We start from the raw sequence: 14216 nt of genomic DNA, 5'->3' as shown, positions 1-14216 counted from the left end.
GTCAGCAGGCCGGACGTGAGGTCGAGACCTCGGCCTGACGTCCGTGGTGCATCCTGGAGACTGCACACCGTAGTCGACCAGAGGAGTACCGGGTGACGACGACGCCGGAGAATGTCGATGTCCTCATCATCGGCGCAGGCATATCGGGCATCGGGGCCGCCCGGTACCTACGCACCGAGCACCCGGGCAGGACGATCGCCATCGTCGAGGCCCGAGAGTCGGCGGGCGGCACGTGGGATCTGTTCCGGTACCCGGGAATACGGTCGGACTCCGACCTCCACACCTTCGGCTACGCGTTCAAGCCGTGGACCGACAAGCAGGCCATCGCCGACGCACCCCGGATACTCGACTACCTGCACGAGACGATCGAGGAGAACGACCTCGCGCCGCACATCCGCTACGGCCATCGGGTGATCGCGGCGTCGTGGTCGTCCGCCGACGCACGCTGGTCGGTCACCGTCGAACGCACCGACACCGGTGAACACATCCAGATCAGTGCGCGGTGGATCTTCTGCGGGTCCGGTTATTACGACTACGACGAAGGGTTCAGCCCGGACTTCACCGCGCGCGAGCGGTTCCAGGGACAGATCGTGCATCCTCAGCACTGGCCGGAGGACCTCGACTACACGGACAAGCGGGTCGTGGTGATCGGCAGCGGTGCCACTGCTGTGACACTGCTGCCGGCGATGGCTGAGCGTGCCGCGCACGTGACGATGCTGCAACGGACACCCACCTACATCATCCCGTTGCCACGCGAGGACGCGATCGCGAACACCCTGAAGAAGGTGTTGGGCGACGAACGCGGTTACGCGTTGACGCGGCAGAAGAACGTCGCCCAGCAGCGGGTGCTGTTCGAACTGTGCCAACGGTTCCCGAAAACCGCCCGCCGGATCATCCGGAAGATCAATCAATCCCAGCTACCGGACGACTATCCGGTGGACACCCATTTCAACCCGCCGTACAACCCCTGGGATCAGCGGTTGTGCGTCGTCCCCGATGCCGACCTGTTCCGGACGATCCGGTCGGGCAAGGCCTCCATAGTCACCGACCGCGTCGAGACGTTCACCGAGACCGGGATCAGGCTCGAGAGCGGCGAGGAGCTCGCCGCCGACATCATCGTCACCGCAACCGGTCTCAACATCAAGATCATCGGCGGAATCGACCTCAGCGTCGACGGCGAGCGGGTGTCACTGCCCGACACCGTCGTCTATCGGGGAATGATGCTGTCCGGGGTGCCCAACTTCGCACTCGCCATCGGGTACACGAACTCGTCGTGGACGCTCAAGATCGGCCTCATCTGCGAGTACTTCTGCAAGCTCCTCGCGCACATGGACGCCGCGGGGTACGACACGGTCTGGGCGGTGGCCGACCCGGACATGCCGACCCGGCCACTCCTCGACTTCGGCGCGGGCTACGTGCAACGAGCGCTCGACACCCTGCCCAAGCAGGGTCCGGAAGCGCCGTGGGTCATGTCCATGAGCTACTACACCGACCGTCGCCTGCTCCGCGGCCACGTGGCCGACGACAATCTGCGATTCGCTGTGGCGGGGGACCGAACCGTTTCGGCGACCACGGCTGCGCCGTCGTCCTGACCCCGTGTCGGAAGAACGGTGCCGGCGAGTTCGGGACCGTACGCTGACCGCATGGAGTTCGAGGAGACCTTCACCGTGGTGGCCGTGGTGTTCGAGGCGGTCGGTGCGCTCGCGATGATCATCGGGTTCGTCGTCGCGATCGTCCTGGGAGCGCGATCCCTGCTCCGTCACGAAGGCGGAGGGGTGGCGTTCTCCGTACTCCGCAACACCCTGGGCGCAGCCATCCTGCTCGGACTCGAGGTATTGGTCGCCGCCGACCTCATCCGCACCATCACCTCCAAACCCTCCATCGAGGACGCGCTGATCCTGGGGATCATCGTCGTGATCCGGACCGTGCTGTCGATGTCCATCCAGATCGAGATCGAAGGGGTACTTCCGTGGCGCCGAGCGCTCCTCACCAGCGGCGGACAACTCCTGGGCCAGGCGGTCGCTCGCGATTCCGCGGCTTCCGCGGCCGCGCGTGAGAACTCCGCGGCCGACGCGCGGCGGACATCGGGCTGACGGCCACGTCCGACGGCTATGTCCGTCGGAACTGTTGCCGGTACCTCGCTGGTGACGTCGCGAACGCGGTCGCGAAGTTCTGCCGCATCGTGACGCTGCTCCCGAATCCGCAGCGACGGGCGATGGTGTCGACGGCCAGGTCCGTGGTCTCCAGCAGCACGCGCGCCGCGTCGAGTCGCTGGGTGAGGACCCACTGTGCGGGGGTGGCGCCGGTCGCGATCTTGAAGTTGCGAACGAAGCTCCGCGTACTCATGCATGCGTGTGCGGCCAATCGCTCGACGGTCAGCGATTCGTCGAGATGCCCCAGCGCCCAGGCGATCACATCACCGATCGGGTTGTCCGCAGGGGTCGTGGGCACGGGACGCCGGGTGTACTGGGCCTGCCCACCGTCACGATGTGGGGCCACCACGAGACTGCGCGCCACGTCGTTGGCGACGTCGGCGCCGAGCCGCTCCCGCACCAGGTGCAGGCATGCGTCCACCGCGGAAACCGTTCCCGCAGAAGTCATCACGTCGCCGTGATCGACGTACAGGACCAACGAGTCGAGGTCAATGTCGGAGTGCCGGGACTTGAGCGCCTCCATCGCAGCCCAGTGGGTCACCGCGGTCCGGCCGGCCAGGAGACCCGAGTCCGCAACGGCCACGGCCCCGAGGCACAAGCCCACGATGGTGGCGCCGCGGGCGTGCGCCGCGGTCAGCAGTTCGTCGAGACGGGCGTCGAGCTCCGGCAGATCCTCCGGCCAGGACGGCACCACGACGATGTCCGCCGTGGCGGCGGCGTCGGGACCGGACAGTCCACTCAGGCGGTAGCCCTCGGCGAGGGTGACCGCATTCTCGGTGAAACTCCACAGCGTGGTCGTCCACGGCGTACGTGGCGACACCCGGCGCACTTCGCCGAACACCAGCTGGGGTGCGGCCAGATGGAAGCTCGATACGCCGTCGAAGGCGTAGATGGCGATGTACCCAGTACCCGCCGCGCGAGACGAGCGTGCGCAACATCGCGCGAATCATCGACCATGCGGTCGCGAACGCCGTCCCGGTCGTCGTCGTCCGCCACACGCTGCCGTCAGAGGCTCCGGTGTTCGCCGAGGGGAGCGATGCCTGGCAATTGCATCCCGAGGTCGCCCGACGGGTCGATCCGAGTTGGAAGTCGGTGCACATGAACGTCGGAAGCGTGTTCGGCGGCACCGACCTCGCCGAGTGGCTGCGGGCCGAGGGCGTGGACACGATCACCCTCGTCGGCTACATGACCAACAATTGCGACCTCGCGTCGGCGCTGGAGGGGCAGAACGTCTTCGGTGCCTGACCCCCTCCTCGCGGTTCAGGTGGATCACATCCGTGTGGATCACATCCGTGCGTACCGCGCCAGCCAGTAGCAGTACACGCCGTACGCGGCGATACCCACCGCTGCCAACACCATCAAGACCTGGCCCGCCGGCAGGCCCGCGAGAGATTTGACCGCACCGTCGATCCCCGTGGCCTTCGAGGGATCTGCGGTCGCGACCGCGACGATCACCAGGATGCCGGTACCGGCGAGGACGACACCTTTGCCGCAGTAGCCGACCACGCCGGCAACCGTCGCAGCCTTGTCGCCGGAGATCGTGAGATCGTCGAGGAACGATCGGCTGGCTCCCTTGTACACGTGGTAGATCCCGACCCCGATGATGATCAGGCCGGCTGCGACGAGAACGAACTTGCCTCCGCCCGACTGCAGGAGCCGAGCTGTCAGACCGGCGTTCTCCTGACCGCTCGACTTCCCCTGACCTGTCGCGAAACGGATTGCCGACCAAGCGAAACCGACGTAGACGACGGCCAGCGACAGCGCCTTTCCGCGGTCGAACCACTGCTCGGCACCGTCGCTGTCCTCACCCGGTTCGGTCGCGTGTGGCCCCACAATGGCCTCGGCGAGTCGCCACAGGGCGAGGGCGGCGAACGCGACCGCGGCGACCCACAGCACGATTCGCCCACCCGACGAGTCGGCGAAGATGCCCAGGGCCCCTGACTGGTCGGCGTTTCCACCCCCGCCGAAGGCGAGGCGAAGGACGATGTAGGCGATCAGCAGATGGAGCAGCCCGCTGACCGCGTGCCCGGCGCGGGCGAGGCGCTCGAACCACGGGCTGTCGGTGGCGCGGTCCACCGCGCCGGTCACTTGATTGCGGCTCATCGTGCCACGTCCCTTCCGCCGATCGACCGAGCTCGTGCCCGGCCGGTCCCATTGACGTTACGGGGTGCCACCCGACGGCTCAGTTCCCCTGCGAGTTGCGAAGCGCCCGCGCCTGTTCGATGAACTTCTGATCCTTCTCATCGTTCTTGTCCGAGGCCGTGGTGTCCCGCGGCGGCAGCTGCAGATGCTCCTCGGCAGGCATACCCGCCTGGAGCTGCCGGCCGCGCTCGAGTTCCGAGTCGAACTCGGCGCCGAACAGCAGGGCGAGGTTCGTCAGCCACAACCACAGCAGGAACACGATGACCCCGGCGAGTGCCCCGTAGGTCTTGTTGTAACTGCCGAAGTTCGACACATACAGCGCAAACGCGGCCGACGCGACGATCCACGTGACGATGGCGAGCACCGCACCGGCACTGATCCAACGGAACTTCGGCTGCTGCACGTTCGGCGTCGCCCAGTACAGGATCGCGACGATCAGGATGACGAACAGCAGCAGGATGGGCCACCGAACGATGTTCCACACGGTGAGCGCGGTGTCGCCGAGCCCGACGGCGTCACCGATCGACTTCGCGATCGGCCCGCTGATCGCGAGCATCAGTGCCACCGCGGCCGCGAGAACAAGCGCCACGAGTGTCACCAGCAGCATGATGGGCCGCAACTTCCAGATGGGGCGGCCCTCGTCGATCTCGTACATGCGGTTCATGGCGCGGCCGAAGGCTCCCACGTATCCCGATGCGGACCACAGCGCGCCGAGCAGACCGAGCACGAGTGCGAAACCGGCGCTGGGCGCGGCCACGAGTTGTTCGACGGGCCCTCGCAACGTGTCCACCGCCGACGACGGGCCGATGTCGTCGACCATCTGCAGGACTGCGTCGGTCGTCTTCTCGCCCTGGCCGAACACGCCGAGCAGCGAGACCAGCGCGAGCAGCGCCGGGAACAGCGACAGCACCGAGTAGTACGTCAACGCCGCGGCGAGGTCGGTGCACTGGTCGCGAGAGAACTCGCGAGCGGTCTTCTTCAGTACGAAGAGCATCGACGGCTTGGTCAGGTCGGTCGGCGAGTCCGGCTTACGCGGGTCGTCGGGATCGGCCGAATCGGGGTCGTCGCGAACGTCCCGGTCGCCCGCGACCGGATCTCGCTCAGCTGGGTCGGCGGCGTCATCTCGTTGCATCTCCTGCGCATATCCCTCGGGCACGCAAGCCAAACCCGATCGACGTCGTCAACCCCCACCGGGCGTTCGGGGTCAGCGCGCGAGGGCGCACGCGTCATCGACCGCACGTTGCAGATCACGCTGGATCCACCGCGTCACCGCAGCCGGCGTCTCGTCGCGTCGAGCGCGGAGGTCCACCGGATCGCCCAACGCGACGACGGGGCGTCCGCCTCCGCTCGGATAGGCGATACCCGCGGACACCATCCACACCTCGACGTCGTTCCGCAGGGCGCGATGGGCGATGTGCCCGATCCCGGTACCGAGTCGCTGAACCTGGGTGGGGTCACCCTCGTTGCAGGTTCCCTCCGGGAACACCGCGATGCTGTCACCGCGGGCCATCCGTTCGACGCAGACGCCGATCATCCGACGCCCCGCATCCGCGGCCGCCCGCACCCCGTGGTCCTTGCTGCGGAAGACCGGGATCCCGCCCAGGGTGTCGATCTTCCTACGCTGCTCCGGATCCTCGAACAATTCGTCCTTCGCGAGGACCCGCAGACTGCCGATCCGCCGTCGCAACGGTGAGCGGAACCCGGCTGCGGCGAGGACCAACGGGTCCCGCTCGGAGACGTGATTTGCCGCGATGAGCATCGGCACCCCGGTGCGAACGGTGCGGTTGAGCCGGTCCCGCGAGCGAAAGCGAACGACCGGCCGAATCCGGGCGGCGAGCACGCCGTACATCATCCGCGCCCGGGCTCGGTCCTGCTGATGGACGAGGTAGTGCTCGTACACAGCCTGCGACTCGGACAGCTCGACTCTCACCTAAGTTACGGTACCGTAGGTTGTGACGGCGCGATGCGGTTCCGGTCAGTCCGGGACGACGACCGCCCGTCCGCGCAACTCATTCGCGGCGAGTCGTCGGTACGCCTCGAGCCCGTCGTCGAGAGAGAACTTCTCGACGGCGACCTCCAGCACTCCGTCGCGAGCGAGGTCGAGGACCTCGATCAGCTCATCCCGAGCCCCCCAGTAGGGGGCGCGCACCGACACCTCATACGGCTGCGAGAAGAATCCCACCTTGGCAGCGGCGACGCCGTCACCGATGCCCACGATCACGACGTCACCCATCGTGCCGACGACCCCCATCGCGGTGTCGAGCGTCGGTTGGAGTCCGACGAAGTCGAATACGGCTGTGGCCCCGTCGTTTCCGGTGATCGACCGGACATTCGCCACGGCATCGGCATCGCTGAGGACTGTCTCATGGGCGCCCACTTCGCGCGCGAACGCGAGCTTGTCCTCGCTGACGTCGAGGGCGATGATCCGCGCCGGGGTCAGGTGCCTCAGCAGCTGAATCCCGATGTGTCCCAGACCGCCGGCACCGATCACGACCGCCGTTGTGCCGCCGACGAGCTTCGGCAGCGATGGTTTGATCGCGTGGTAGGGGGTGAGCCCGGCATCCGTGAGCGGGACCGCCGCGATCGGGTCGAGATCACCGAGCGGGACGAGATGACGAGCGTCGTCGACGATCATGTACTCCGCCATCGCGCCCTCGTTGCCGAGTCCGGGTGGGGCGATGCCGAGTTCGGCGGCGCGAGTGCAGTAGTTCTCGAGCCCACGCGAACAGAAATGGCAGACACCGCAACCCCACGGGCCGTAGACCGCGACCGCCGTCCCCTCGCTCAGTGTCGTGACGCCACTACCGATTTCGGCGACCACGCCTGCGCCCTCATGCCCGAGCGTCATCGGCAACGGATAAGGGAAACCCTCTGCGGGCATGTTGAGCACGAAATCGTCGGAGTGGCACGCACCCGCAGCGGTCACCTTCAGGAGCACCTGTCCGGGACCGGGTGTCGGCTTGTCGACCTCACGGAGCTCTGGCGGACTTCCTGGCTTGATGATCTGGATGGCTTTCATGCCGGACACCTTTCGGTTCGAGTCGTTCGCGTGCTCTCCCGCCCTCCGGTCTACCCGCGTATGGCCATACGCGCATAGGTCTACGGCGAACCGGACATGAATTCCTGGTCGGACCTCACCATCGCCGCGACGGGCTCCGAGCCGCACAGCGTACGCACTGCCGGGCGGCCGGCAGCACCTCCAGGCGCTCCGCACCGATCGGTGCGCCGCATGTCTCGCAATGCCCGTACGCACCGGAGCCGACACGATCCAGCGCGGCACCGATCTCGTCGAGCCGAACCCGCGATCGTTCCAACTGGGCAACCAGGTGTCCGCGTTCGACCGCCAGCGTAGAACCCTCCGGATCGTGCTCGTCGTCGGCTGCCGCGTCGCTCGTCGCCTCGAGGACGGCAGCAAGGCGGGTCGACAACGACTCGATCAGTGCGGCGGTACGTTCCCTCTCGGCGACCAGTGCATCGCGGGAGTCGACGTCCTCACTCGGGTTCACAGTGCGCCCATCCGACGGCGTCTCGCTCAGGTACCGCAGAAGGTCTGGAAGGTGTCGCTGAACGCCGGCGGGGCCGGTGCCGCGTAGTGAGCCCAGTCCATGCGACGTTCGAACGGATGCGTGACCGCGGTCAGCAACCGGGCGAACGGTTCCAGATCCCCCTCGGTCGCGGCACGCAGGGCAGCATCGACCTGGTGATTCCGTGGGATGTAGACCGGGTTGACACGGTCCATCGCCGCGGCGACCGCCTCGGGCTCGCGACCGGCACCGGCCAGTGCACGTCGCCACCGTTCGAGCCATGGACCGATGTGCTCGCGGGGAATGAGGCTGGTGATCGGGACCTGGTCGCCGCGGAGCTCGTCGGCCAGCGCCCGGAAGGTGCCCGTCCAGTCGGCGCGCTGGTCGCGCATCAGGGTCAGAAGGTCGGCGATCAGGTCGGGTTCGGCAGACACATCGTCCAGTCCGATCTTCGACGCCATGCCGGTGATGAAATGTCGTTCGTAGCGCGCCTCGTAGGTGGTCAGCACCTCGGTCGCCGCAGTGATCGCGTCGTCGGGCGTCGGCGCCATAGACCTGAGCAGCGTTTCGGCGAATCGGGCCAGGTTCCACTTCAGGACGGCGGGCTGATTCCCGTATGCGTATCGACCGGCATGGTCGATCGAGCTGAACACCGCTGACGGATCGAACGCATCGAGGAAGGCGCAGGGGCCGTAGTCGATGGTCTCTCCGGAGATCGTGGTGTTGTCGGTGTTCATCACCCCGTGGACGAAGCCGACGAGCATCCACTGGGCCACCAGGGCCGCCTGACGTTCGAGAACGGCTTCGAAGAACACGACGTAGCGGCTGTGGTCGCCGGGTTCCGATGCCGCGGCGAGTTCCGGATAGTGACGGCCGATCGCGTAATCGGCCAGTTGCTGCGTCAGGTCGGTGTTACGCGCGGCGTATTCGAAGGTTCCCACGCGGAGATGGCTGGCGGCGATCCGGGCCAGCACCGCGCCGGGTTCGGCACCGGTGCGCTGGATGTCGCGCCCGGTGGCCACGACCGACAGCGAGCGCGTCGTCGGGATGCCCAGCGCATGCATCGCCTCACTGACGAGGTACTCGCGCAGCATCGGCCCCACCACGGCGAACCCGTCGCCGCCTCGAGAGAACGGAGTGCGCCCAGAACCCTTGAGCTGCAGGTCCACTCGTCGACCGTGGCGATCGACGAGCTCTCCCAACAGCAAGGCCCGACCGTCGCCGAGAAGTGGGGTGTAACCGCCGAACTGGTGCCCGGAGTAAGCCGTCGCGACGGGGACGGCGTCGACAGGGGCGGCCGCACCCGCCAGGAGCGCGATGCCGTCGTCGGTTCGGAGGGCGTCGGTGTCGAGCTCGAGGTCGGCAGCGAGTGCCTCGTTGACGACCAGCAGGCGCGGTGCGGGTGCATCGGCGCCCTGCCACGGCACGGTGAGTGGCGTCAGCGCATCGACGAAAGTGCGCTCGAAGCCGGCGATCGCGGCACTCGTGCGTGCGGGGGAATCAGGAGAGGCGGACACCCTACCGAGGGTAACCAGTTTCGCCATCGGCAAACCGGGTGCGCGATCGGAACCGTCCGGTTCGCCGGCCTCGGACGGCCGTCAGACAGCCAGTGCCGCGCCACAGATGCCGCACGCCTCGAAGTTGCGTCGATTCCACCGGGCGATCGGAATGAAGAAGACACTGAACTGTGAGTACTCACGCATCCTCGCCCACTGGGTGGTGTTGTGGCAGCGGGGACACGCACGGGTCTGGCCCGCGCCGAGATGCTTTTGCCTACGGCCATATCCGAACAAGAAGAACACACCGCCATGGTAGAGATCCCGGCGGCGACTGGACGTGTGCGCAGCACCAGTTCCTCTCCGATCCCGGACCCGCGGAACGTCGGCCGGACATACAGGTGGCCGAGGTAGCCCCATCGGCCGCCGGCGGCCCGGCGCGGACTGGGCATCCGGATGTGCTCGGTCAAGCACACCATTCCGATTGCGAGTTCATGTGTGCCGGCGGTCCAGACCGTTCGCCGGTCGTCGCCGAGCCAGGTCGCGACCGCGGCGACGAAGTCCACGTCGCCCTGCCATGGTCCGACTGTGGCATCGGTCTCGCGCGCCCACTCCCACCGAAGTTCGGCCACTTGTTCCGCGCTTCGACAGCGGTGTATTCCCACTCCGTCCCGATCGGTCACCCCCCAAGGGTGACCGATGTTCCGCGTCCGCCGTACGACGACGCCACGTTCTCGCCCGGCCACGCGCGTTTCACTCCGGTGAAGGCGCGGCGTCGATCGGGTTCCGCGACGAGAATGGACACCGTCGGAGGTAGCGTCGCCCACTCGGCGACGCGGCCGTCGCGATGCCGGGAATCGGTAGGCTCGATGGTGACCGAATTGTCGGTCTGATGACGACAACGGCGGGCCGCGGACACGCAAACCGGAGGGAAGCATGGAAGCACTGATACTGATTGCCGTCATCGTCGTGATCGTCGTCGGGGTGGTGGTCTTCGCACAGCAGCGTTCCGGCGCCAACGCGGCCCGCACACTGGACGACGCGAAGGCCGACGCGCGGCAAGCCATCGAACGACTCGGGGGACAGGTGTTCATGCTGGTCGGCGACGGCCCGGCGTCGAAGCAAGCGCTCGCCGACGCGGGGGAGCGCTACACCGCGGCAGGGTCCCAGATCGAGCAGGCCAACTCGCCGACGCAGGCCCGGCTGGCCAAGCAGACCGCGATCGAGGGTCTCTATTACATCCGGGCCGCCCGCGCGGCGATGAATCTCGACCCCGGACCGGCCATCCCCGAACTCGACGGTCAGAAGAGTGCGGGTGCGGTCACCGAGGATCGCACCGTGGAGTTCGAGGGACGACAAGTCGCGGCATCGCCGAATCCGTCGGCGCAGACCCCGAATTACTACCCCGGCGGTCGTGTCGCGGGTCGGCCGGTTCCCGCCGGTTGGTACTCGGAGCCGTGGTGGAAACCGGCTCTGGTGGCCGGCGCCTGGGGACTCGGGTCGATGTTCTTGTTCTCGGCGATGTTCTCCGGGATGGCGGGCGTGCCCTACGACGCGCAGGGATTCGAGAGCGGCGCCGGCGACGGTTCCGAAGCGGGTGCGCTCGAGGGCGGCGGCGACTCCGGCGACTTCGGCGGTGGCGATTCCGGAGGCGGTGATTCCGGCGACTTCGGCGGTGGAGGAAGCGATTTCGGCGGCGGCGACTTCGGCGGTGGATTCGACTTCTGAGCGCTCTCCCTGGGGTCTCCCGGCTACCCTGAGGACCGCTCAGGTCGCTGTCGGTGCGGCGACGACGGAGAGCAGCCGGAGCTTCTCCGCGCTCGCGCTAACCGGTGTCGCGGTGTAGACGAGGAGTGAGTGCGAACACCGCGGGTCGACGAGGATCTGGCAACTCAGCTCCAGGAACCCGACCTCGGGGTGCTCGTACCGCTTGAGCTCCCGAGGTGCGATGCCCACTTCGTGCCGTGCCCAGATGTCGCGGAACTCCTCGCTCTCGGCGCGGAGTCGTTCCGCCAGTGACGCCGCGTAGGAATCGGGGCCACGGAGCGCCATGACTCCGCGGAGCCCCGACACGTACATCCGCGAGTAGAACTGATGGTCCTCGGCAGGGTGCAACCGGCGAGAACCGGCGTCGGTGAACCACCGATAGCCGATGCTTCGCGCGGGACCGTCGAACCGCGTGAGGTCGCCGACGAGGGCGACCCCGAGACGGTTCTGGCGCAACGTTTCACCGAGTTCGGTGACGATCTCGGCCGGAGTGTCGTCGAGTCGGTCGAAAATGCGCATCATGCCCGGGGCGACGTGCTCGCGGTCGGAGCCCGCAATCGGCGGCTGGTGGCCGGCGAGGAGGAACAGATGGTCTCGCTCCGCGCGCGAGAGGTGCAAACCCTGGGCGATGGCGGCGATCATCTGCGGCGACGGCTGCGGGCCGCGCTCTCGTTCGAGCCGCGAGTAGTAGTCGGTGGACATGTGACTCAACGCCGCGACCTCCTCGCGACGGAGGCCACCTGTGCGACGCCGTTGTCCACGCGGCAGTCCCACGTCTTCGGGTTGCAGCGCGGCGCGCCTCACCCGGAGAAAGTCTGCGAGGCCCGGTCGATCGATCATGTGGCCATTGTTCCGTGCACGGGTACCGCTCAGCCACGGATCGACAGGCCGTGGTTAACGGTGCGGTAGGCCGCGACACTCGGAGACGTGAGAACGAACCCGGCCCGACGAGGAGCTCAGATGTCACCAGGCAGCAGATACACCCTGACCATTCCGGATCTCACCGGTCGACGAGCGGTGGTGACCGGCGCCAGCGACGGGATCGGCTGGGAGATCGCGGCGGCCCTCGCCGGAGCCGGTGCGGAAGTGGTCATGCCGGTACGCAATCCGAGCAAGGGTGCGGCGGCCGCCACACGCATTCGCGACCGACACCCCGCGGCCACCCTCACCCTCGAGCACGTCGACCTGTCCGAGCTGGCCTCCGTCGAGTCGCTCGCCGCACGGCTCCGCGCCGACGGCACACCGATCAATATCCTGGTCAACAACGCCGGTGTGATGACTCCGCCGGAACGGATGACCACGTCCGATGGGTTCGAAGTCCAGTTCGGCACCAATCACCTCGGGCATTTCGCGCTCACCGTCGCGCTGCTGCCGGTACTCCGTGCCGGAAAGGCGCGGGTTACTTCGCAGACGAGCATCGCCGCGAAGCGGGGCTCGATACAGTGGGACGACCTGAATTGGGAGCACGACTACGACGGGATGAGCGCATACCGCCAGTCCAAGATCGCGTGTGCGCTGTTCGGCCTCGAACTCGGACGCCGCAGCCACGCCGCGGGTTGGGATGTGACGAGCACGATCTCGCATCCCGGGGTCGCTCCGACCAGTCTTCTCGCGGCCAGGCCGGAGGTCGGCAGGACGGCGTCAACCGGCGGCCGGCGGATCATCGAGTGGTTGTCGCGACATGGCCTGGGGGTCGGAACGGTCGAAACCGCTTCTCTCCCAGCGCTGATGGCCGCCACAACGCCCGAGGTGCCCGACGGTGCGTTCTACGGACCCCAGTGGCCGGGGAACGCGGGCGGTCCACCCGGCGCGCATCCACTCTGGGGGCCGTTCCGTGATCACGGGGCGGCGACACGGCTGTGGGAGGTCTCTGAACAATTGACCCGCGTGAGGGCGAGCTGACGATCAGACCTCGCGATGACTCTCGATCGGCTAAGTGGTGTGTGCCACCTGCGGACCGCAGTCGACGCAGGTGACACACCGGCAAGGAGCACTTGTGGTGCTTTCCACTCGGAGTCTTGGGGACGAACGAGTCAGGGGAAGAGGGTGAGAAAGGTCGCCGCCGAGGTGACACACAGCAGCGCGGCGATCGTCACGCCGGCACGAGCATGATCGGCTATCGGGACTTCGCGCGCGCCTGTCGAGACATCTGCTGTGGTACTCGCCTTCGTCACAAGATTTCCCTCCGATGACCCGATACCGTCCCTGAGAACATTAGGGCCGCGAACGTTCGGGATTCCCCTGGTGCCGCCGGTCGACGCCGCACCGATGCACAAGATAACGAATTCGTAACGGTCATCTCTCCGTAGGTTTGAAATCCACTCAGGCTGCGGAGATCGCAGTCTGAACGCCCCGATCCCGCGGCAGCCGTTCGCACGCATGTGCGACAATGTCTCGGTGAGTTCTCAGACAAGAGCCGGACTGACGCCCGGAGATCTGGAGTCGCTGTCCGCCGCACTCGCCTCCGGCAAACGGGCCACGGTGTATCTGCGCGACGCGATGCCGTCGTTGAATCTGGAGGCCGGCGCCTCGGCGCGGGTCGTGTCGATCGACGGTTCGACAGTGACGGTGAGCCCGAGAGGCATCGACGACCAGTTACCGTTCGAGGCCGACGAATTGCGGCGGAACCGGCCGGCGCCGGGCACGACGACGGCCGCTCGCGGGCGCACACCGAAGCGGGCACCCGCCCAGGACGATCCCGCCCCGGTCGCCAAACCTGCTGTGACCCCGACAGTTCCCGCTGACGCACCCAAGAAGTCACGGCCCGCGTCGGACACACAACCGAAAGCGGTGGAGCCGACGCCCCCACCCGCGACGAGCAAACCGCCGCGAAAGTCGAAGGCGTCGACCGCGCCGACGACCGTCACGATCACCGCGTCGGGGGAGAGCACCTGGACGGTGTCAGTTGCGCACGGGACCCGAAAGCAGGGGAAACCTGCCGAGGTCACGGCGGATCGGGTGGCACGAGCGATGCGAGAGCTGGACGACGAGACCGCGATCGCGGCAGTCGACGCCGTGATCGAGTCCGCACGATCCGCCGCCCAGCGTCGCATCGAGGAGCTCAGTCAGGAACTCGAAGCCGCGCGGGCCGCCCTCGCACACCTGGACGGTCCCGGCGACGACGACTGACGACT

General features: G+C 67.3%; 15 protein-coding genes and 2 pseudogenes. 6 read left to right on the top strand and 11 right to left on the bottom strand.

Translation table 11 applies throughout. The annotated features are described in order from the left end of the window. Positions 1-92: 92 nt before the first annotated feature. Positions 93-1592 carry a flavin-containing monooxygenase gene (locus AMD30_RS13905; RefSeq protein ID WP_055476011.1) on the top strand — a complete coding sequence of 500 codons (1500 nt, stop codon included), beginning with the start codon at positions 93-95 and terminating at the stop codon, positions 1590-1592. 51 nt (positions 1593-1643) lie between these two features. Continuing rightward, a complete protein-coding gene (locus AMD30_RS13900; protein WP_055476010.1) occupies positions 1644-2093 on the top strand; it encodes a DUF1622 domain-containing protein in 450 nt (149 codons plus the stop codon). 16 nt (positions 2094-2109) lie between these two features. Here the strand turns inward: AMD30_RS13900 and AMD30_RS13895 are convergent, their stop codons facing one another. After that, entirely contained in the window at positions 2110-3051 is a 942-nt protein-coding gene (locus AMD30_RS13895; RefSeq protein ID WP_055476009.1) for a GlxA family transcriptional regulator, read from the bottom strand. Between the two features lie 5 nt (positions 3052-3056). Here AMD30_RS13895 and AMD30_RS13890 point away from each other — a divergent pair. Further along, positions 3057-3368: pseudogene (locus AMD30_RS13890) on the top strand (isochorismatase family protein); the annotation flags it as partial. Between the two features lie 69 nt (positions 3369-3437). Here the strand turns inward: AMD30_RS13890 and AMD30_RS13885 are convergent. The 8 genes and pseudogenes from AMD30_RS13885 to AMD30_RS25035 all read right to left on the bottom strand — a co-directional run. Beyond that, on the bottom strand, positions 3438-4256 hold the full coding sequence (locus AMD30_RS13885) for a DUF1206 domain-containing protein (RefSeq protein WP_014926870.1): 819 nt from the start codon (positions 4254-4256) through the stop codon (positions 3438-3440). A 79-nt stretch (positions 4257-4335) separates the two neighbouring features. Then, entirely contained in the window at positions 4336-5427 is a 1092-nt protein-coding gene (locus AMD30_RS13880; RefSeq protein WP_035717335.1) for a YihY/virulence factor BrkB family protein, read from the bottom strand. A gap of 72 nt (positions 5428-5499) precedes the next feature. Then, positions 5500-6225: a lysophospholipid acyltransferase family protein gene (locus tag AMD30_RS13875; RefSeq protein ID WP_055476008.1), complete on the bottom strand. Its 726-nt coding sequence runs from the start codon at positions 6223-6225 to the stop codon at positions 5500-5502. Positions 6226-6270: 45 nt separating this feature from the next. Further along, complete coding sequence (locus AMD30_RS13870; RefSeq protein WP_010842549.1) at positions 6271-7314, bottom strand: NAD(P)-dependent alcohol dehydrogenase; 1044 nt, start codon at positions 7312-7314, stop codon at positions 6271-6273. Between the two features lie 115 nt (positions 7315-7429). Next, the gene (locus AMD30_RS24575; RefSeq protein WP_010842548.1) at positions 7430-7801 is read right to left on the bottom strand and encodes a TraR/DksA family transcriptional regulator; all 372 of its coding nucleotides are present in this window, start codon (positions 7799-7801) and stop codon (positions 7430-7432) included. Positions 7802-7827: 26 nt separating this feature from the next. Continuing rightward, positions 7828-9363, bottom strand: a complete 1536-nt coding sequence (locus AMD30_RS13860; protein ID WP_055476006.1) for a protein adenylyltransferase SelO — start codon at positions 9361-9363, stop codon at positions 7828-7830. Positions 9364-9417: 54 nt separating this feature from the next. After that, positions 9418-9621 carry a zinc-ribbon domain-containing protein gene (locus tag AMD30_RS24570; protein WP_014926875.1) on the bottom strand — a complete coding sequence of 68 codons (204 nt, stop codon included), beginning with the start codon at positions 9619-9621 and terminating at the stop codon, positions 9418-9420. Positions 9622-9725: 104 nt separating this feature from the next. After that, a pseudogene (locus tag AMD30_RS25035) lies at positions 9726-10253 on the bottom strand (hypothetical protein); the annotation flags it as partial. Between AMD30_RS25035 and AMD30_RS13850 the strand changes: the two are divergent. Beyond that, positions 10252-11043, top strand: a complete 792-nt coding sequence (locus tag AMD30_RS13850; RefSeq protein ID WP_010842544.1) for a hypothetical protein — start codon at positions 10252-10254, stop codon at positions 11041-11043. The pseudogene AMD30_RS25035 and the gene AMD30_RS13850 overlap by 2 nt on opposite strands. A gap of 39 nt (positions 11044-11082) precedes the next feature. Here the strand turns inward: AMD30_RS13850 and AMD30_RS13845 are convergent, their stop codons facing one another. Then, entirely contained in the window at positions 11083-11922 is an 840-nt protein-coding gene (locus AMD30_RS13845; RefSeq protein ID WP_084817261.1) for a helix-turn-helix transcriptional regulator, read from the bottom strand. Between the two features lie 120 nt (positions 11923-12042). Here AMD30_RS13845 and AMD30_RS13835 point away from each other — a divergent pair, with 120 nt between their 5' ends. Next, entirely contained in the window at positions 12043-12984 is a 942-nt protein-coding gene (locus AMD30_RS13835) for an SDR family oxidoreductase (protein WP_055476002.1), read from the top strand. Positions 12985-13115: 131 nt separating this feature from the next. On the opposite strand, the gene AMD30_RS25030 is transcribed toward AMD30_RS13835, so the two are convergent. After that, positions 13116-13256, bottom strand: a complete 141-nt coding sequence (locus AMD30_RS25030) for a hypothetical protein (RefSeq protein ID WP_156354248.1) — start codon at positions 13254-13256, stop codon at positions 13116-13118. A 205-nt stretch (positions 13257-13461) separates the two neighbouring features. Between AMD30_RS25030 and AMD30_RS13830 the strand changes: the two genes are divergently transcribed. Then, positions 13462-14211 carry a DUF6319 family protein gene (locus AMD30_RS13830; protein WP_055476001.1) on the top strand — a complete coding sequence of 250 codons (750 nt, stop codon included), beginning with the start codon at positions 13462-13464 and terminating at the stop codon, positions 14209-14211. Positions 14212-14216 lie beyond the last annotated feature (5 nt).

The organism is Gordonia sp. HS-NH1 (assembly GCF_001418765.1).
Classification (GTDB): Bacteria; Actinomycetota; Actinomycetes; order Mycobacteriales; family Mycobacteriaceae; genus Gordonia.
The sequence above is the reverse complement of the archived record's forward strand: the minus strand, read 5'-3'. Positions and strand labels throughout refer to the sequence as shown.

Coding starts and splice junctions, on each gene's coding strand:
- AMD30_RS13900 (WP_055476010.1), top strand. CDS start 1,644: ATGGAGTTCGAGGAGACCTTCACCGTGGTGGCCGTGGTGTTCGAGGCG.
- AMD30_RS13885 (WP_014926870.1), bottom strand. CDS start 4,256: ATGAGCCGCAATCAAGTGACCGGCGCGGTGGACCGCGCCACCGACAGC.
- AMD30_RS13880 (WP_035717335.1), bottom strand. CDS start 5,427: ATGCAACGAGATGACGCCGCCGACCCAGCTGAGCGAGATCCGGTCGCG.
- AMD30_RS13870 (WP_010842549.1), bottom strand. CDS start 7,314: ATGAAAGCCATCCAGATCATCAAGCCAGGAAGTCCGCCAGAGCTCCGT.
- AMD30_RS13860 (WP_055476006.1), bottom strand. CDS start 9,363: ATGGCGAAACTGGTTACCCTCGGTAGGGTGTCCGCCTCTCCTGATTCC.
- AMD30_RS13850 (WP_010842544.1), top strand. CDS start 10,252: ATGGAAGCACTGATACTGATTGCCGTCATCGTCGTGATCGTCGTCGGG.
- AMD30_RS13845 (WP_084817261.1), bottom strand. CDS start 11,922: ATGATCGATCGACCGGGCCTCGCAGACTTTCTCCGGGTGAGGCGCGCC.
- AMD30_RS13835 (WP_055476002.1), top strand. CDS start 12,043: ATGTCACCAGGCAGCAGATACACCCTGACCATTCCGGATCTCACCGGT.
- AMD30_RS13830 (WP_055476001.1), top strand. CDS start 13,462: ATGTGCGACAATGTCTCGGTGAGTTCTCAGACAAGAGCCGGACTGACG.